Annotated in this window: 14 protein-coding genes; 5 read left to right on the forward strand and 9 right to left on the reverse strand. The window is 53.7% G+C overall.

From position 1 onward, the window contains the following. Window positions 1–11: 11 nt before the first annotated feature. From OQ371_RS23510 to OQ371_RS23520, 3 genes are all read left to right on the forward strand, one after another. A complete protein-coding gene (locus OQ371_RS23510; protein WP_265990795.1) occupies window positions 12–803 on the forward strand; it encodes a fimbrial biogenesis chaperone in 792 nt (263 codons plus the stop codon). Further along, window positions 800–1,303, forward strand: a complete 504-nt coding sequence (locus tag OQ371_RS23515) for a hypothetical protein (RefSeq protein ID WP_265990796.1) — start codon at window positions 800–802, stop codon at window positions 1,301–1,303. Before OQ371_RS23510 ends, OQ371_RS23515 begins: the two co-directional genes overlap by 4 nt. Window positions 1,304–1,626: 323 nt before the next feature. Then, window positions 1,627–2,154, forward strand: a complete 528-nt coding sequence (locus tag OQ371_RS23520) for a hypothetical protein (protein ID WP_265990797.1) — start codon at window positions 1,627–1,629, stop codon at window positions 2,152–2,154. A gap of 127 nt (window positions 2,155–2,281) precedes the next feature. On the opposite strand, the gene OQ371_RS23525 is transcribed toward OQ371_RS23520, so the two are convergent. From OQ371_RS23525 to OQ371_RS23535, 3 genes are all read right to left on the reverse strand, one after another. Continuing rightward, complete coding sequence (locus tag OQ371_RS23525; protein ID WP_265990798.1) at window positions 2,282–2,605, reverse strand: hypothetical protein; 324 nt, start codon at window positions 2,603–2,605, stop codon at window positions 2,282–2,284. A gap of 433 nt (window positions 2,606–3,038) precedes the next feature. After that, window positions 3,039–4,268 carry a glycosyltransferase family 4 protein gene (locus OQ371_RS23530; protein ID WP_265990800.1) on the reverse strand — a complete coding sequence of 410 codons (1,230 nt, stop codon included), beginning with the start codon at window positions 4,266–4,268 and terminating at the stop codon, window positions 3,039–3,041. A 972-nt stretch (window positions 4,269–5,240) separates the two neighbouring features. After that, window positions 5,241–5,627: a response regulator transcription factor gene (locus OQ371_RS23535; protein WP_265990801.1), complete on the reverse strand. Its 387-nt coding sequence runs from the start codon at window positions 5,625–5,627 to the stop codon at window positions 5,241–5,243. 635 nt (window positions 5,628–6,262) lie between these two features. Here OQ371_RS23535 and OQ371_RS23540 point away from each other — a divergent pair. Beyond that, entirely contained in the window at window positions 6,263–7,093 is an 831-nt protein-coding gene (locus OQ371_RS23540; protein ID WP_265990803.1) for a phosphatase PAP2 family protein, read from the forward strand. Between the two features lie 70 nt (window positions 7,094–7,163). Here OQ371_RS23540 and OQ371_RS23545 read toward each other — a convergent pair whose 3' ends face one another. The 3 genes from OQ371_RS23545 to OQ371_RS23555 form a co-directional block, all read right to left on the reverse strand. After that, window positions 7,164–10,217, reverse strand: a complete 3,054-nt coding sequence (locus OQ371_RS23545; protein ID WP_265990804.1) for a Kelch repeat-containing protein — start codon at window positions 10,215–10,217, stop codon at window positions 7,164–7,166. 422 nt (window positions 10,218–10,639) lie between these two features. After that, window positions 10,640–10,810 carry a hypothetical protein gene (locus OQ371_RS23550; protein WP_265990805.1) on the reverse strand — a complete coding sequence of 57 codons (171 nt, stop codon included), beginning with the start codon at window positions 10,808–10,810 and terminating at the stop codon, window positions 10,640–10,642. A gap of 51 nt (window positions 10,811–10,861) precedes the next feature. Next, the gene (locus OQ371_RS23555) at window positions 10,862–11,128 is read right to left on the reverse strand and encodes a hypothetical protein (protein ID WP_265990806.1); all 267 of its coding nucleotides are present in this window, start codon (window positions 11,126–11,128) and stop codon (window positions 10,862–10,864) included. Between the two features lie 229 nt (window positions 11,129–11,357). Here OQ371_RS23555 and OQ371_RS23560 point away from each other — a divergent pair, with 229 nt between their 5' ends. Next, window positions 11,358–11,516, forward strand: a complete 159-nt coding sequence (locus OQ371_RS23560) for a hypothetical protein (protein ID WP_265990808.1) — start codon at window positions 11,358–11,360, stop codon at window positions 11,514–11,516. 85 nt (window positions 11,517–11,601) lie between these two features. On the opposite strand, the gene OQ371_RS23565 is transcribed toward OQ371_RS23560, so the two are convergent. The 3 genes from OQ371_RS23565 to OQ371_RS23575 are packed head-to-tail and all read right to left on the reverse strand — an operon-like array spanning window position 11,602 to window position 17,825. Then, entirely contained in the window at window positions 11,602–12,489 is an 888-nt protein-coding gene (locus tag OQ371_RS23565) for an FHA domain-containing protein (RefSeq protein WP_265990810.1), read from the reverse strand. Between the two features lie 20 nt (window positions 12,490–12,509). Beyond that, window positions 12,510–16,487: an FtsW/RodA/SpoVE family cell cycle protein gene (locus OQ371_RS23570; protein WP_265990811.1), complete on the reverse strand. Its 3,978-nt coding sequence runs from the start codon at window positions 16,485–16,487 to the stop codon at window positions 12,510–12,512. 27 nt (window positions 16,488–16,514) lie between these two features. Further along, window positions 16,515–17,825, reverse strand: a complete 1,311-nt coding sequence (locus OQ371_RS23575) for a serine/threonine-protein kinase (protein ID WP_265990813.1) — start codon at window positions 17,823–17,825, stop codon at window positions 16,515–16,517. Window positions 17,826–17,832 lie beyond the last annotated feature (7 nt).

A 17,832-nucleotide genomic window follows, 5' to 3' on the forward strand; every position in this document is an offset into this window, starting at 1 on the left:
GTGGGTGGGCGATGGGTTTCCTTCTGTGTCTGACCGGGTTGGGTTTCCAGCCGGTTCAGGCACAGTCTGGATTCCAGGTTTCGCCGGCCCGCCTGTATTTCCACCCGGAAGGCAACACCGTTCAAACGGCCAAGCTGCACGTTAACAACCCGACTGACTCCCGCCTGACGCTTCAGGCCACTTTCGCCGATTGGCGACGGGATTCGACGGGTTCCAAAGTGTACTTCGCGCCGGGGGCTCTGCCCAATTCCTGCAGTTCGATGATTAAGGTGACACCCAGCGTGATCGATCTGGCGCCGGGTGAGGAAAGGGATGTGCTGGTCACTTTTACCGCATCGAAACCGTTGACTCCGGGACAAATCCGCAATTCGATGCTGTTTCTGACCCAGTCTAACGAACAGGAACTGGCGCGAGCCCGGAGTAGTGCCCCGCAGTTTGTCATTAAAATGCAGATTGGCGTGCACGTGTACGTATTGCCCGAAGGAAGCGCTCAGCCAGACATTGCTATTACGGGGCTGGACGTGGTAAAATCGGAAAACCAGCGGCAAGTGAAAGTGCAGATTGAGAACGGTGGCGGTACACTGCTCGAAAGCCACCTACGGCTCGAATACCTAAATCTGGAAACAATGGAAGAAATAAAAGCGGAGCCCATTGCGGTTAACACCATGCCGAAGGATGCCTTCAAGGTGACGGCCGATATTCCCGCTAAACTTACGTCGGGCAAATACCTGATTGTGGCGGTCCTTGACAGCGGTCCGAGTCAGACCCTGAAAGTGGCTGAACTGGAAACGGTATTGAAATGAATGCACTTCGAACGCTGCTGCTGATCGGCGCGGTGCTGCTCTGGGAGCCCCAGCTACAGGCCAAAAACGGACCCGCCGAAGGTCCCCGGACGCCCGTTGCAGCCGCCCCGATGTTTATCGGGATTACCGCTCTGGGTAATCCCACCCTCAAATTTTCGACCGTCAGCGATTACGTCAATGGCGTTTCCGTCGATCACAATACCGTCCGGCTTTCAGTAGCCCTGGGCGTTACCTGGAGCTTACAAATGCGGGTGCTGGATGACCTGCGCTACCAGTCGTATTCAATTCCCGCATCGGCGATTGGCGTTCAGGTGACCAACATTGGAACCCGTCCGGAAGTTTTTCTGAGCACGACCAGCCAAACCATTGCCTCCGGAATTGCCAACCTGCTGCTCAACACCAACGTTACGATCCGGTACCGCGCCCGCGGGGGAGCGCCCTTTCTCAAGCCGTCCGGTAATTACACGACTACGCTGGTCCTGACGTATACAGGACTCTAAAAACCGTTCTTTACGGTTTCCCCAACTAATTAGTGTACAAAACACCTCCTATCTCGGTGCTTCATCTGAAATCAACCCATGCTTTCCATTCCCTTATTTGGTCTGTTAATTAAAATTTCACGAACCTATTTATTTTATTAAATAAAAACCATTTCTGCTCTAAATGCAAGTTAAAGTACAATTTTACACCAAAACCGCATCTTCTTTTCCTTTCATACCATTTCCTATTTTCATAACTTTTTTCCGACAACTCCGTTTAGAATCAGGAACGTTTACAGGTCCGTTATTGCAGTTTCCAGGTTAACACGTAACAGTCTACACACATGATTCTCATTGTTGACGGAACACTTCACGGAGTGGGTTGGGCCAACTTTACGTGTCCGGTATCTGATCCTATCGCTGCCTTTGATCTAATCACCAGTTACGCAGCACGCGGATTCCGGATCAACCACGCCCGGTTGTTTGAGCGTGGTATTCAGATTGATCTGCCAGCGGATGTTTTTAATCCTCATTCGGAGCACTGTCCGTTTGAAAGCTTGCGGTGGGAATGGGAACAAGTCCTGCGGGAACGGCCAATTTCGCCCTCGAAACTGCACAGGCAAGTGTATATCAACTGGAACCGGCGCCTGGTTCGGTACTACGACCGGCAAATTAATCTGGTCATTGAAGGAATCTTGCGTCTGGAATACCAGATCCGACAAAGTACACCTCCGTCAACGAACGGATTGGAACAGGTGGCCTCAGAGCGGCAAAAATTTCTGCTGCAAAGCCGGTACGCCCGGGTGCAGTCCCTGGAAACCCTGCGCCAGAAAACGGTCAGAAACCTGAGAGACCTGGAAGCTTCCAGGTGATGGATTGAATTTCTGATTCACAGATTAACTTACCAGTCGATTTTTCGTTATTACCCGGCACGAAAATGCGGTATTGTGGATCGGAAGCCCCCATTCATGCACCCGTTCTGAATTCAATACGGTTTCATTATTTTTCGCCTGGGTCCAAGGCAGCAATAGCCTGCTGCGTCTGGGTCATCAGATTTTCAAGGGCGTGAAGTTGCCGCGAATCCGTGGTTTGCCGTACGGCAGCATCAAGCGTAACCAGCACAACCTTCAGGTAGTCGGTTGTGGGCAACGGTTCCTGGCGCCCTAAATGCAATTCGCCAAATTCGATCAGCAGGGTTCCGAGTTCTTTATCGCTGCGGGCGTCACTGCCATCCGGGTTGCGAATGGTGCCGGGCGGGAGTCCCTGCTTTTTTTCCAGATTGCCGACCTGAATATCGATTCGGGTCTTCCGTGTTTTTTCCATCGGCTTCTGTGTTTCTCTCACAACCTTTTAAGGATTCAAACGGCCTTAAAAAGTTAGCCAATTTCCCGGATGCAATGCCCATCAGGTGAGGTTACGTCGCAGTGAACCGCTGATCATCCGAAATACTACATAAAAGATTTCCATTGAACATTTAACCGATTATGAATCGATCCTACAATGCCGGGTGCAAACGCCGTCAGGCTGTCTTTTTTTCGCAAGACCGACTTCTAATCCGGAGAAAAGATGAGATAACAACGGGAATCGACTTGGCTACGAAGAGAATTCCGAAAGGAAATAAACGCGGTGGTAACCATCCTAAAGATCGATCCGTGAATTAGATGGCTACCGCTCGATTCGGCTCAGAAACCCGTGTTAACCGGTAAATTGCCGAATAAACTAAATCACCTGATTCACGGATCAAGGATTGTTGGTACTAAGCCAGGGCGGGCTGATAAGCGTCCCGGAGATTCAGATTATCAATTTCGTTGAAGAGCGATTCTAAAACTATTTTTCTGTCAAACTGGTGGACAAACCGGAAAGAATTTACCTCATACTTTTTGAACTCATCCCGGTTCTTTAAGTATTCGGTCAGCAACTCCTTCATGTGGGTTAAATCTTCAATGTCCGACGACATTCCCAGCGAATTTTCGGTGACCACTTTATAAATTTCGGAATTTCTGCAGGCCGCCACAAACGTCAGTTTAGCTTTGGCCATAATCCCCAGCAATTTCGACGGGAAATAAGCGTCACCAGAATCTTTTTTCTGCGACAGATACACAATGTCAGCATCGCTGAGGAAGCTGTAGTAATCTTCCTGGGACAAAAAATCGATGAAGTGAAGGTTACTGCCCGCCTTTTTAGCCGCATATTCCTTTAAATTATCCCGGTCTCCCCCCGAGCCGATGATCAAGAAAGCCAGGTCATCCCGATCCTTAAACTGTTCACTCAGGTCTACCAGGGATGACAAGCTTTGTTTTACGCCAACATTTCCGGCGTAACCAATAATGATCTTATCCTTATACTCCGGATACTTTTTAATAAAATTCCCCTTGATACCCTTGTTGCTCGCGTCTTTTACATCAATCCAGTTGGGCCAGAGATAAACTTTATCATCCAGGGCGCCCTTTTGTTTAATGATGTTAACCATAGCGTGCGAGATGGAAGTCACCAGATCGGCTTTTTGGTAGCTATAACGTTCGGCTTTTCCCATGACTTCGACGATGGGCAATTTGCCCAGCATTCCAAGCGATTGTGCGGCTTCCAGCTGCAAATCCTGGACATTTATAATCAGTTTGGCTTTCCAAAGCTTTTGAAAAAAAACTCCGATCAGGCCCAGGTTAATTGGGGTCGTGAAGAGAACAATTGCATCCTGCCGGCCGGCGCGCAGAAAGTTGAAGAATACGAAGATCAGAAAGGTGATTTCCTGCAGCATCCGGGTTATCGAGGTCACTTTTTTAGGCACATACAAGTACCCCCGTAACACCTTAATCCCTTTATAAGAATCGGTTTGGAACAGTTTGCCTTTGTCTTCTGGGCGCTTCACCCAATTTGGATACCAGGAAAAGCCCGTTACTACGGTAACATCATGACCTATTTCAGAGGCATAGGTTGCAAAATCGGTGGAGTACAAAGAAATGCCGCTGTGGTCAGGGGCAAAGGTCATACTACTTACAAGTATTTTCATTTATAAATTGATTATAGTAAATTTTTGTTTCATAACTTTAGTTTACAGGTAGGAGATATAACACTGAGTAAATACGCTGATTTTTTAATCAATAAAATGCTCTTATAAGCATTTTATTAAACCGTTCTTCCTCCATGCAGCGATCAAATTACGGCATGTATCTTTACAGTTAATTGTACGTTGAGTTGCATATTTTCATGAAATATAGGTTGATGAAGATAGCCAGTCAATAGTTGATAAGGAAATTTCTATAATTTATTCAATTTCCTTATCAATCGGACAATGCATTCAAAATTAAGGTAATTCCCGCGATTGAGCAGTAATACGAGCTATTTAGTTAGCGAACGAGACTGATTTAAATTCCGCTTTTTGTGGTAAAAACTTCCTCTGTAAAGCTCCCACCCTCAATTATCAGACAATCATTTTAAAGATCTTCTATTCGCCTTTGAAGTAAGATAATTCTTCAAGATTATTTCACAAGTCAACGATAACTAATTTAGTATAGAAACACCTTCTTATTTATCAGACAAATAAAATACTAATTTGTTGGGTAAATAATGCTGATATTATTCCTTATACTTACAATGCCCGTTAATTATCAGACTAATAATATTAATTTTATATTGATAAATTTTTAACTCAAACACTTGGTCCGGGCTCTAATGCGTGACGCACTTGCTGAAAGAGATATTCTTACAGTGGAATACTCTTTGAATAATATCGAATTAATCACTTCGCCCCGATACTGAAATAATTTGTACCTGCCCTATTCGGTTGCTTTACTGGACGACTTAATTGCACAGCGCCTGCTGAACAATCTAGGCGGAGTACTTTACCAGTCTGCACGCAGCGTTAGGGTAAGACCACAAAAAAAGGCCCGTGCAGGACACAGACCTTGAGTTAGTACCAATAAACCAACACTACTATAAAAATGCTTTGCTTGCTTACTACCTAAAACACGGGGTCCGGCTGAAGTAAAGCTTCAATTTTTGCGACTAATTTCTCTAAACTAAAAGGTTTGGGAAAGAATGCGTCCGGTTTGGACAGATTAACGCCTTCATGGGCAATGGGCCATTCGGCGGCTGACATTAGGATAACGGGTAATTTAGAAGAGGACGCCTTTAGATTCCGTAACACATCCAGGCCGCTGAAGCGGGGCATCAGCATATCCAGCACGATCAGATCCGGCTGCTGGGTAGGAGATCGCAGCCAGTCGAGAGCTTCCAGGCCGTCGTTGGCAATTAATACCTGATAACCGTTTTTGGTTAATTGATACGTCAATAATTTTCGATGCGCAGCGTCATCGTCAACAACCAAGATTTTGGGGGCTTTTCTCATGTTTTTTGCGCCACCAGGTCCATACCTGTGACAAGTTACGGTGGTTTTTCATCGTTAAATCAGTTTTTGGACAGAGGAAAATAATGTATACAAGTAGCCAAACTGGCAGCTGAGCAATCAATAGCTTGTCGCCTTACGATGTGAATCGCCAGACAGAACAAATTCAGGTGGATAGGAGCTGGAGGAAGCCACAGATTTTCGAATCATCCGATTCAAATCCTTTGCAGTTCTACACGAATAACATCCATAATAATGCCAGATTTTAGCGTTTTTTCATAAATCTGAGTTATCGGTATGTACCCCCTATTTATGCCTGTACCCCTTTTCCCCCATCTTCCTGAAAATCATCGAGCTTTGCATTGAAATTGCACTCGAAAGAAATTAATTAAAAGACAAAAATCGCAGAATTGAAAACTCCTATCCTGGCTCCCGCTTGAGAAAAATGGGTGATTGATATCGAAAAATGCCTGCTGATTGAGGGCGGGCCTACTTCCGGAAGGTCAGTTTTAATCGCACGGCACTGCTTCCGACAGCCAGACAATATCCGAGGATTACACACCGTTTCTGAGATAAGATTGTCGTTTGCTTGTTCAAAAATAGTATACTTGCTGTCCAGCCGCGTTCCACTGTAACGAATGAAAGTCTATCTGCCGCTCCTTGTTTTTTTATTCTACTCCCTGGCTTCGTTCGGGCAAGTGGATACGCTCAGCCGTTCGCCTTACCGGGTGTATAAAACCTACGAACTTCCGGCGTCCTTGGCGGTATTGGGCACTTCTATTTTTGGCTTTCGGCAACTGGACCGTTATGCCAGCTTTACGACTGAAGACATTACGAAACTTAATCCAGTCCACCTCAATGCGTTCGACCGACCGATTGCGTACGCCGATCCAGCCGGTTTTGACCGGGCCCAAAAACGGTCCGACCAGTTTCTGAACCTTTCAATTGCCAGCCCCCTCCTACTCATGCTGAGTAAGGACCTCCGAAAAGAGGCATTGGATTTATTGACGATTTACACGACGGCGCATGCCGTCAACAACCTGATTTACTTTGCCACGACGTTCTCGATCCGGCGTGCCCGCCCCCTGACCTATAACCCGGCGGTTCCGCTTCAGGATAAGATCGGTTATGCAAAAAGCAACTCTTTTTACAGCGGACACGTGTCGTTCAGCACCACGGCGACATTCTTCGGCGCGAAAGTGTTAACGGACTACTACCACCTCAAAGGCTGGAAACGGGCGGCAATTTTTACGGCAGCAGCCCTACCACCCATTTTGGTCGGGGTCAACCGGATGCAGGCCGGCAAGCACTTCCGCACCGATGTCCTGACGGGTTTTGTGGTGGGGGCAGCCTGCGGAATTGGCGTTCCTGAATTGCATAAACTCCGTCAGAGAACCCGAAACCTATCCTTCCGCCCGGAATGGTTGGGCACCGGCGCACGCGGGTTTGCCGTGACGTACACCTTCTGACGAAGAAAAGTCAAAACAAACCCGCATTTCTGCCGAAAGCCGGGTGGCTTCAGTGTTCACCGCAAACCGCTTACCGGACTTTCACCAGCTTATACCGTTTTGCCTTCGGACCGGTGCCTACCTGTAGGATGTAGACCCCCGCTTCCAGCTCACTACCCAGATTAACGCGCTGGCCCGATTGTACATCGGCAGGCGGCATAACCACCCGCCCGTACAAATCGTAGAGCGCCACCGGTACGGAGCCCTGCCCATCGGTCTGAATCGTTAAAGAATGCGTGAACGGATTTGGATAATACGTAATTGGCCGCTCCGCTTTTTCGAGCAAATCATCCAGGTTCAGCCCATCAGCGTGCAGGGATGGACCTCGGCCATCCGGCGTTGACAGGGTTCTGGCACTAGCTGCGGTCGTCACTCCCGTACCACCGAGGGATACGGCCTTGCTGCCGCCAGTTCCCGAATGCAGGATGGTTAACGTCCCGGTTTTACTGCCCGTCGACAACGGTTTGAAACTTACCGTAACCGCCACACTTTTGCCGGGCGGCACAACAAATGGCAGCTTATACGGCGATTGAACCGTAAATTCCGTGCTGCCGGAAACCGTGAGCGACGAAAGCAGAATGGCCTGGTTGCCGCTGCTGTTGGATACCGTAACGACCGCATTTTTGGTGGTGTTGAGTTGGACCTGACCCAACGAGGCACTGGCCGGCGTGGTCAATTGGCCCTGGGCAACCGGTAGCCCCGTTGGCGTAGTGGGTACGGTTTTGTAAAATACCTCCTGCGAAGAAAGAACCGGACTGCCGCCCTGTGCCCCCGAACCCGCCGTTATGTAAATGGAGCCGTTATTGGCAATCGCCTGGGTCGCGTGCCGCCCTTGCTGCAGGTCGGCCAGCCGACGCCAGACGCCCGTTGTAACGTTCAGGGCTTCGGTTTCCTTGTGCGCCGTGGGTTGGGGACTTTCCCCACCGATCACAATCACTTCATTGTCTAACACGACGGTTGAAGTACCCGCCCGTTGGGTTGGGATGGGATTGGCGAGCGTAGACCACTGGCCCGTCGTGAAATCATACACATCCACATCCGGCACCGTTAGCGTGAACGTCTGACCGGTGTTGTACGAACTGCGCCGACCACCCGCTGCGTATAATTTAGTCCCCACAACCGCGGCCTGAAAGTGGTCCCGAGCGTGGGGGGCATCCGGTAAAACCCGCCAGGTGTTTGTCGCCGGATCGTACTCATCAAACCAGTTGACGTATCCCCCGCTGTGCCCTTTCGTGTTCCCGCCCACCAGGTAAAATTTGTTGTTATACAGCGCCAGACCGACCGATCCGCGCTGCCGGGCTACCGGTATTTCGGGTCCAACCAGCCATTTATTCGCTCTTGGGTCGTAAATATAGATCTGGGGAACAGATGGTTCGGCGGGGTAATTACCGGTCATTGCGCCGATGGCGTAAATAAGACCGTCCAGCGTTACCGCCTGAAAATGGTGCAGATTGATGGGTGTAGCGGCCGCGTTCACCCAGGTTCGGTTGACGGGATCATAGACCTGAACGGGTTTGATACCGCGCCCTCCCATCAGGTAAAAGCGATCCCCGGCCTGCACATAAGCTCCCTCCTGCCGGGCCGTTGGTTGCCCCGAAGTAGGCACCACAGTCTGCCAGGTACCGATGGCCGAAGAGATGGTGATCAAAAAGCTGTCGCTGGCGGTTCCTCCCTTGTCATCGCTGGCGGTTACCTTCACGGCAAGGCTGGCCGGACTTCCCGCGGGCGGGGTTCCACTGAAGGTGCGGGTGGCACTCGCGAACGTGAGCCAGCCGGGCAGCGCCGTGTTATTTTCCAGCGTAGCGGAATAGGTAAGAACATCTCCGTTGGCGTCCGTAAAGGTGGTAGATCCAAAGCTGTACGAGAAAGCCGTGCCAATGCTAGCGGTCTGATCGGGTATCGGCGTCGCCAGCGTCGGCGGCTGGTTGCTCACCGATTGGTTAACAACGGAAAAATTGACGGTTAAAACCGGCCCGGCCGTGCCTGTTGCACTGGCTCCGGTATACGGCGTTCCTTGTAAGGTATAATTCCCTAAAGCGGGCGTCCAGTTGTTAAAATTACCATTGCTATCCCCAAATAAGGCATAGGGCGCACCCGTTTCGGTCTGCGTGCGGCTCTGCTGACCACTCAGGACCATTCGGACGCTTCCGATCAGGGTCGGATTGGTATTAGCCCGGATGTTTAGATTCGTCGTTGGCAAGGTAGCCAGGTTGATTACTTCGTTATTCGCCAGGGTGCGTATTTCCTGGTCTGTGGTGGCATTGATCAGGGTAAAATGGGTAACGGTCACTCCCGTGGCTGGGACCGCGTTGACCAGCAGCGTAAAGGTTTGCTCAGCCGTGGCCAGTCGGCTATCCGTGGCCCGCACCGTAATCGAGTAACTGCCCGACACCTGGGCGCCCGGGGCAAACGTCAGCACGTTGTTGCTCAAACTGGCAAAAGCTGGCAGGGTGCTGGCCGTGATCGTCACCGCATCCCCGTCCACGTCCGTCGCCGACAGCGGTACGTTCAGCACACTGCCCGCATTGACGGCCTGGTTGCCGATGCTTGCTAAAACCGGCGGGTTGTTCGTGCTAACAGCCGGTCCGAAGACCTCGATGGCCGAGACCTTGGGCTGGTTGGCCGAGGCCGTGAAGTCGATGTTGAGCACCCCATCATTTACCCCCACCTCAAACGTCTTGACCACCGCCCTCATGCTGCCCACCTCCCCCAGGATGTCGTAGTTGGCCAGCTCCACAGCTCCTCCTTCCAGGTTCGCGCTGAACACCCGCTGACCCGCACCTCCGGCTTTGCCCCCAGTGGCTCCCCAGTAGATCTCGGCAAAGTGCAGCCGCACCGTGTACTGTCCCGCCACCGCCACCGGCAGGGCAAACCCAAAACTGCCCAGGTTGCTCGTGGCGCTGTACTCGGTCAGGTAAAGCACGTCGTCCTCGGTGTCGGCAATGGATGTCACCTTGGTATTGGTGTAGGTTTTGCCCCCGGTGAAGTACTGGCTCCCGCTCCAGGAAACCCCGTTGCTGACCACCGCCGGACCGCCCGCGTTGATGCGTGCCACCACCGGTCCGGCGGCAGGCTGCGATTGCAAAATAGCGAAGACTTTTATAGTTGTTTTGCCAGACAAAGCTTTCGTCGTATTAAGACATAGAAAGCAGGAAAATGAGAGAACAAAGAGTCCTGCCTGTGAAAAGAAAGGTATACGTTTCCGATCCATACACGTTGAAAATAAGGTTTAAATAACACTGGATAAATCTGCTTACGATGATATAAAGTTACAACGGTTTACATCATCTTGACAGAGAAAAAACAATGATCTTTTTAACGGTCAGAGTTTACTCTTTTTCAACCCCTTACCTACACTCCGGTTAGTACTTTATGACTAGCGTGTTCGAGCATCGGAAGGCTGAGGATTTATTCGCTCTGCTACCTCCCATGCAGTTTGGTAATTTTTTTTGAACCAGTAAGTAATGGTGCTGGTGTACTGCTCCGGCTTGACAGCGTGGAGAATGGTTAGCTGGTTTTGGCAGCTGCTTTCCCATAAATAATCTGGGCTCTCTCAGGACTGATTCCCGGGTTAGTGGCATCAACCGGATTCACCAGCAAGCGCTTTCGGTTAGCCAATGCAGCTACCAGTACCGGCAGATCGTACACCAGCAGGGCACTGCCGGCCGCCGAGGGCATGGATTTGCTCTTGTAAAATCGTTCGTCGATTACCGACTGGTACGACACCAGCTAATTCAGCAAAATAAGCCGATAAAACGAACCCTCAAACACGGCTGCATGGAGCAAATGCGCCCCGAGCGTTCCCCGGGCGTCCAGGGCCAGCAACGATCCCGACGCTGTGTTTTGTCGGACAACGCGAGCCAGCCTTTCTATTTCCTCGGCCCGCACCGAAACCAGATGCGGTGTCGGTACAGGCTGGTGGATGGAGAGCCATCGTCGTAATTCCAGGAACTGAAAACGGCTAAATCGTCCGAGCAGGTGATGCGCCGGAGTCACAAGGACCCGTGAACGAATGAGTACAGCCGCACCCCTCTTCCAAATCCGTCGAAAGAAGCTGACGGTCACAGTACTTGGAGGGTCCGGATTAATTGCTCCTGATGCGATCGCGCTCCGATCGGGCCGAGAAAAGTTAGGTGCAGCCGCTATTCTACTTTGATTTTCAGCCGCCTGTCTTGTCACTTAAACACCCAGGTAGCGCTTGGCACACAGGCGCTCATCCGGCCGTTTGGCTATACGACCGTCAGCCATTCCGAATTTTGTCTTACCCGCCGGTCCGTATGACGGCTTTTCGCTGGATGAAAACCACCAGACGATTCAACAACTTGGTACCCAGGTGCACATCGCTGCCTATACCGCCAGTAAAACACGCGAATTCACCTTGTAAGCCGGATTCTTTTTTTCCGGAGGTCCCAGGGAAATCAGCTTCCAAATTATGCATCCGGTTAACGGAAGTGAGAAGCAAAAACCGTTTAACGAAGCTCGAACAGAAGCGTCACCTCCCCGCCCAGCTCAATCTGGTCGCCCGACTGAAGAGGGTACGTCACGCCCAGAATATCCGCCCGCTCGATGGTATCGTCCGGGTGCATGATTTTGGTTTTGTTGCCGTTGGCAGGCAGACCGCCCGGATCAACCAGCAGCGCGTATTTCCGCTGAGCCGGGTTGTACTGAATTGTTGCGTGCGCCCGGCTTACGGCCCCGTTCCCGGCGCCTTTCTGCGGGTCAAAACCGGGGGCGTCGTCGGGCAGAATTACAATGTCGTTGACCCGAACCCGCCCCGAAGCCGTCTGGGTCGACTGTCCCCGACCAATGTAAAACAGCGCCTTTTGGGCGGGATCGAGCGCGTATACTTCCTGTTCCGTCTGCCCCACCAGGGTTCTGACCGACGCCAATTGCACCGGACCATCGGATTTTTTCAGGTCCAGGACCACCAGCCCCAGATTCCCTTCCCGGTAGGTGCTGTTTGGCAACTGATCCCGGAAGAATTCCACCTCAAACAGCCAGTCTTTCGCCAGCGTGATGTAATTGTCGGCCAGGTGCCGATTCAGTTCACTCCGGAATTTACCCGGCTGGCCGGCCCACAGCGCCACGCGAAAAACTTCCTCATCTTCAGTGTTTTCGCTCAGCACAAACAGCCGCAGACCGATGGGCGCGTTGTCGGGTTCGTTCTGATACGCCCGCAGCTTCTCGATCACAAACCGGATGATCTGGTTGCGTCGCTGCGCGGCTGGCGGAGGTCCCGACGGCCTGGGTTTGGGTGCCACGGGCGCACGCTCCTGCTCCACCGGGGGAGTGGTCGACGGCGCGGAAGGACTCGACGAAAAGCCAAACAAGTTTTTAACGGTTTCCAGAATACCCATGATGCGTGACGGTTGGTTGATCAAAAACTCCCTAAATAACCCCGTTTTTGTAAGATCGGTGCCACAACGGTATTGGCCAATTGCACGGCATCGCCCGACGAATCGCCCAGTTCGATCCGGACGCAGACGATGGTTTTGGACCGGCGGTCGGGGGTGGGGGCAAAAAACACGTACCAGCCATCGTTAACTTTCTCGCCAAGCACAATTCGTTCGGGCGTTCCCGTTTTACCGGCTACCTTAACCGCGCTGATCTTGTTGCGCCCACCCCGCGGGTTCGACTGTTCGATCATGAATTCTTCGAGTTGTTCCGCGTACGCTGGCCGACCGATGGTTTCGCCCTGCGGAACCGGCTGCGGTTTTCCGGCCAGATTCAGCACATACCGCGAGGGCTGCAACACGCCCCCATTAGCAATGGAACCGGCCATCCGGGCCATCGACGCGGGGGTGGACGTAAGCTGCCCCTGTCCCCAGGCCAGCCCCGAGAATTCACCCCGGTAACGCCGGGGATACCGGTTGCTCTGGTAAAGATTCCGCCGGACCACAAACGATGAATCGCGCCAGTGCTGCCGAATCTGCTTTTGTTCCGGCTCCGTGTGCGTATCGGCGTACGAATACCCCCCGATCAGGTCGACGTTCATGCCCGTTTTCAGATACAAGTCGGCGAGTTGATCGTCCAGTTTGTTTTCGTTCGCCAGTCGGATGAAGTAGACGTTGCTCGACCGGACGATGGCCCGTTTCATGTCCACGGATTCCCCGCAGGGTTCCGACTCGCGGACACCGCGCCGGATGATTTCCTGACAGGTGACGGGGTAACTGACGCCGGAAGCCGAAGCACCCAGTTTGTTAAAGGCGGCCATCGCCGTCAAGATTTTCGCCGTGGACCCCGGGGCGGTCGCGTACGTCATGCCCAGATCACGCTCCGTGACCAGGTAAGGCAGTTTCAGCCGGTCGCGATCGCCCAGCAGCATGGGTTCGGGCGTTTTCAGATTGGGCAGCGGATACAGCGCCGACGCCATCACATCGCCCGAAGCGGCATCCATGACCACCACCGAAAGCCGGTGATTGCGGTAGTCCGATGTTGCCAGCCCTTTTTGCAGCGCCACCTGTAATTCAGCGTTGATGCTCAGCTTCAGATCCCGGTTTTTGGCCTTGCGTTCTTCCACCTCCCGGCTGTCGATGCCCGCCCGCAGCGCCGGTGCCAGTTCCCGGTAGTCGTATACCGTCAGCGTCCGGGTTTGCTCAACCGGCTGGCTGAACCGGTCGGCGCGGTACTCGGTCGTTACAATATCCGTTTTACGCGGTCGACTGTTGAAACCGCGTAGCTCACTGAAATGCGTGGCCTCCGCGTAGTAGCCGTTGCTTTGCCCCCAAAATAGTTGCGTATTGAGGTCGCCGACCCAGAAAAACAGGTGGTCGCCGAAGGGGTAATACCGTCGCAGCCGCTTCTGAACGAGGGTGTTTAGGTCGTCCGATTTCAGACCACTTTGCCGCAGTTTCCCGGCCTGTTGAGCCACTACCTCCGGCTCGCTGGTGGCCAGCACCAAACCGTTGCGGTCGTAAATGGTACCCGAAGCCAGTTTGCGGGTCAGTCGCTCGATGCGCGGGTTGTAGCTGTAAACGGGATCGCCGAAGCGCGTTACGACCCGCACCGGTCGTACAATGTATTCATCTCCGCGCCAGCCAATCACCGGCAACAGCCGCCCGATCAGCATGACGACACCCAGTAGAAAGCCCGAAATACCAGCCATCAAAACCGCGTCGTAATGCTTTTCAAGGTACTCCCGTTGGGCAACCTGACCGGGCCGGTGGGCGACGCTGAAAACCGCCCCCATCGCCGTCAGGTTAAAAATAAGCGAAATCTTGCCGTAACTCAGAAACGGAACGCTGATTCCCGTCAGCGGCAGCAGACCAATGGACCCGCCCGCAATAATCAGAAACTGAACACCCGTCGCGATGGCAATACCGGCCACCAGAAAAAAGCTAAACGGCTGACCCGCTCGACGGGCTTGCAGGAAAACCCGGTGCAGCAAAATGCCAAACAGCAGAAATACAGCAATGACGCCCAGACCACCCAGCTCTTCGCCCACGCTCGGCAGAATCATATCGGTATGGGCTGCGGGCATGGCAGCCGCGAAGCCCTTGCCCAGACCCTGCCCGGTCCAGCCGCCGGAGGCCAGGGTCCAGAAACCGTGCGCCAGGTGGTCACCACCGTACACGTCGTTGTTCCAGGGACTTAGCCACATGGCTTTGCGGTCGGCCAGCCGGTCGCCCACGTAGGGCAGCAAATCACCGAAGGAAAACATTGCCATAATCAGCAGCAGCAGCACGGGTGCTTCCGTCAGCAAAGCCGCCCAGCCCAGGCCCGTCGTCGAACGGGCATCGCCCCGCCAGAACAGGTAGCCCACTAAAACGCCGAAACTAAGCAACAACGCCAGCCAGCCGGGCAACAGCCAGAGCGCAACGCTATAGCCCACGCCCGTTGCGAGCGTGATCCCTAAGTTGCCCCGGGCAATGCTGTAGAACAACAGGAACGTAAAACAGACGACGAGGGCCGGTCCCATGTCGCCCAGCAGCAGGTACAGCAACATGAGCAAACCGGCTCCCGCCAGCGCCCCGAAACTGACCGAAAACCGCCAGCGCAAATCGGGTAATTCCCGGATTTGCTGTTCGTTGGCGGCAAAAAAACCGGCAAAAAACAGCAACAACAGGTATTTGGTGATCTCGCTGGGTTGAAACGTCAGGCCGAGCAGCGACAGGTTCACCCGAACGCCACTGCCTTCCGGACCAGTACCGATGAGCAGGGTCAGCACGGCCAGACCGATTGCCAACACCAGCCAGGTCCAGCCCGACAGCCGCACGGACGACCGGTTTGCAAAGGCAAACAGCCAGTCGAACCGCCAGTCGGCGTAAAAACGGCCGACGTTTAGTTGAGATAAAACCGTCATCCCAATCAGGCCCATCGCCACGCCCTGAAACGTTTGCCAGGCGTAAAGCGTGTCCTGCAAGGGGTCCTGAATAGCCAGCAGCGTCAGAACGGAGATGCCGGTGAGCAACATCAGCACCGGCAACAGCAACGGATCGGAGTTAAACCGTCGGAGGGACCAGAAGCCCTGCACCGCCCAGAAGGACATAATGAACAAGGCAACGATGCCCCAGAATTGCCACGTAAAAGCCGTGGGTGTCCGCACCACCAGGGCCTGGTCGGCTTTCAGTTGGCCGTAGGCGACGGAACCGATCAGCCGAAGCTGGTGCGGGCGCGCCGAGAAAGTAAACGTTTGATCGCTCGTCAGCTGACTCGTTCCCCGGCGGCTTCCGAATTCAAATCCGGGTTTGAGGGGCACCACGCTGTAGGCCGAATCCACCTTGAGACCGGTAAACGAAAACTGACCGTCGGCGTCGGTGCGGGTGTAGAAAAACCGGTCCTGCAAGGTGTCAGGCTGGGCCGTGGGCGGGTGGCGTTTGAGCTGTACCAGCACCCCCGACATGGGCTCGTCCTCCCGGGTTACCCGGCCACCGATCGAACGGGTTCCGCCACCAATTGCCAGCGTGGGGGCATACGCTTTCGGGTTCGTGCGCTCCCGGACGTACAGCACCGAGTCGAAACCCATTTGCTGCCGGGACAGTTGCAACCGGCTCTGAAAATCGGCCCCGCCCACTGAACTGCGCCAGGGCAGCGGAGCCAGCACCGAAAACTGCCGTTTGTTGATAGCCCCCAGATTTTCCGGCGAATCATTTAGCGCCAGTTTAGCGGCCAGCGAGTCGGCCACCAGCGCCCGGTCCTTCTCATCCGAGTAGTAGTTACCCGTGGTGAGAAGCCGTTGGAGGGCGGCCGATTTGACGCCCGGCGTGAGCGTCAGGGCCCGTCCACTGGCAAGCGCTTCCTGGGCCTGATTTAGATTGGGCAGCAGGTTGACATACAGCCGGATAAACAGCAGGAGCAACATAACCGTTGCCCCGGCCAGGTACAACCGGCCGGACGACACAGGGGCTGATTTCATTCGTTACGAACTAAGCTTGAAAAACAATTAGTTGGTGGTTCGGGTCGTGTCGGTAACCGTTTGGGTTGAATCCGGAGCCGTCGTGGGGGGCGGTGTAGGCGCCGTTGTCCGCTTCACTGTATCGGCAGGGACCGCCCGGCTGGTGTCGGCAGCAGTGGAATCGACGGCCGGTTCCTCGGTCGTGACGTCTTCCTGATACTCCGAAGCCGAATCAACCGGCATAAGCCCCGAATTCAGCGAATCCGCGACCATACCGGTGGAATCCGCGGCCATACCAGAACCCGTTGTCGCCTGCTGGCTTCGGTAGAAAAAGTAAACGCCAATCAGCGCAATGACCACAGCCGCTCCCAACGCCACCCACGACCAGTTTACGCCCGGTTTTGCTTCTTCTTCGTACGCGTACGGTTCGGGCTGAACGGGCGGAGTTACGGGTGCCGGAGCCACCAGGGTCCGCTTCGGAGCGGGGGCCGAACGGACGCCCGAACGGCTGGCCTGCAACTGCTCCACATTGGCCTGCCCCAGTAAGAGCCGCAGCTCATTGCCGTCGCTCAGGCGCTGGGCCGGGTCTTTGGTCAGCATCCAGTTGATGAGCGTTTCGAGGCTGGGCGGAAGATAGGGTTCTGACGTGATTAAAGCGGGCGGATCGGTGCGCAGCACCTGGGTCATAAACGACGCGATGCCCGCACTGTCGGTCATGGCAAACGGCACCCGGCCCGCCAGACACTCGTAGAGCACCACCCCCAGCGAGTAATAATCCGTGGCCACATCGACGCCCCGGGGATTATCAAACTGCTCCGGTGACGCGTACTCGTAGGTCATCAGCGACTGGCCCGTCATGGTCTGGGTCTGTTCGCGCAGCCGGGCTACGCCAAAATCTGTCAGCAGAAAGTGGTATTCGCCACTCGGCAGAAGCCGGTACAGAATGTTTTCGGGCTTGATGTCGCGGTGAATAATGCCCTGCGGGTGAATGGCCTTAAAGGCTTCGGCCATCTGCAATCCCAGCCGGATTGTGCCCGGAACGTCCAGATGCCCTTTTTCTTTCAGGAGCGTCCGCAGACTGCCTCCTTCCACCCACTCCATCACGATGAAGGGCATGGCCAGATCCAGCGCTACTTCCCGAACACTGACAACGTTCGGGTGCCGGATGTTGGTCATTAATTCGGATTCGAGCCGAAACCGCCGGAGCGTTTCAGCATCGGTATTGAGCGCAAAATGTTTGATGGCTACGAGTTCACCCGATGCCAGGTGCCGGGCCTTCAGGACGCGCGCGTTGGAGCGGCCTATTTCGCCGATAATTTCGTAGCCTGGAAAGTGAGTGTTAACGCTGACGGTTGGCATTGCCAAA

Source organism: Larkinella insperata (assembly GCF_026248825.1).
Taxonomy (GTDB): Bacteria; Bacteroidota; Bacteroidia; order Cytophagales; family Spirosomataceae; genus Larkinella; species Larkinella insperata.

What these genes read in the sequence shown, in the direction of transcription:
- OQ371_RS23565 (WP_265990810.1), bottom strand. Translation starts at nt 12,489, where the DNA reads ATGGGTATTCTGGAAACCGTTAAAAACTTGTTTGGCTTTTCGTCGAGT.
- OQ371_RS23570 (WP_265990811.1), bottom strand. Translation starts at nt 16,487, where the DNA reads ATGAAATCAGCCCCTGTGTCGTCCGGCCGGTTGTACCTGGCCGGGGCA.
- OQ371_RS23520 (WP_265990797.1), top strand. Translation starts at nt 1,627, where the DNA reads ATGATTCTCATTGTTGACGGAACACTTCACGGAGTGGGTTGGGCCAAC.
- OQ371_RS23575 (WP_265990813.1), bottom strand. Translation starts at nt 17,825, where the DNA reads ATGCCAACCGTCAGCGTTAACACTCACTTTCCAGGCTACGAAATTATC.
- OQ371_RS23510 (WP_265990795.1), top strand. Translation starts at nt 12, where the DNA reads ATGGGTTTCCTTCTGTGTCTGACCGGGTTGGGTTTCCAGCCGGTTCAG.
- OQ371_RS23540 (WP_265990803.1), top strand. Translation starts at nt 6,263, where the DNA reads ATGAAAGTCTATCTGCCGCTCCTTGTTTTTTTATTCTACTCCCTGGCT.
- OQ371_RS23535 (WP_265990801.1), bottom strand. Translation starts at nt 5,627, where the DNA reads ATGAGAAAAGCCCCCAAAATCTTGGTTGTTGACGATGACGCTGCGCAT.
- OQ371_RS23515 (WP_265990796.1), top strand. Translation starts at nt 800, where the DNA reads ATGAATGCACTTCGAACGCTGCTGCTGATCGGCGCGGTGCTGCTCTGG.
- OQ371_RS23550 (WP_265990805.1), bottom strand. Translation starts at nt 10,810, where the DNA reads ATGCCCTCGGCGGCCGGCAGTGCCCTGCTGGTGTACGATCTGCCGGTA.
- OQ371_RS23525 (WP_265990798.1), bottom strand. Translation starts at nt 2,605, where the DNA reads ATGGAAAAAACACGGAAGACCCGAATCGATATTCAGGTCGGCAATCTG.
- OQ371_RS23530 (WP_265990800.1), bottom strand. Translation starts at nt 4,268, where the DNA reads ATGACCTTTGCCCCTGACCACAGCGGCATTTCTTTGTACTCCACCGAT.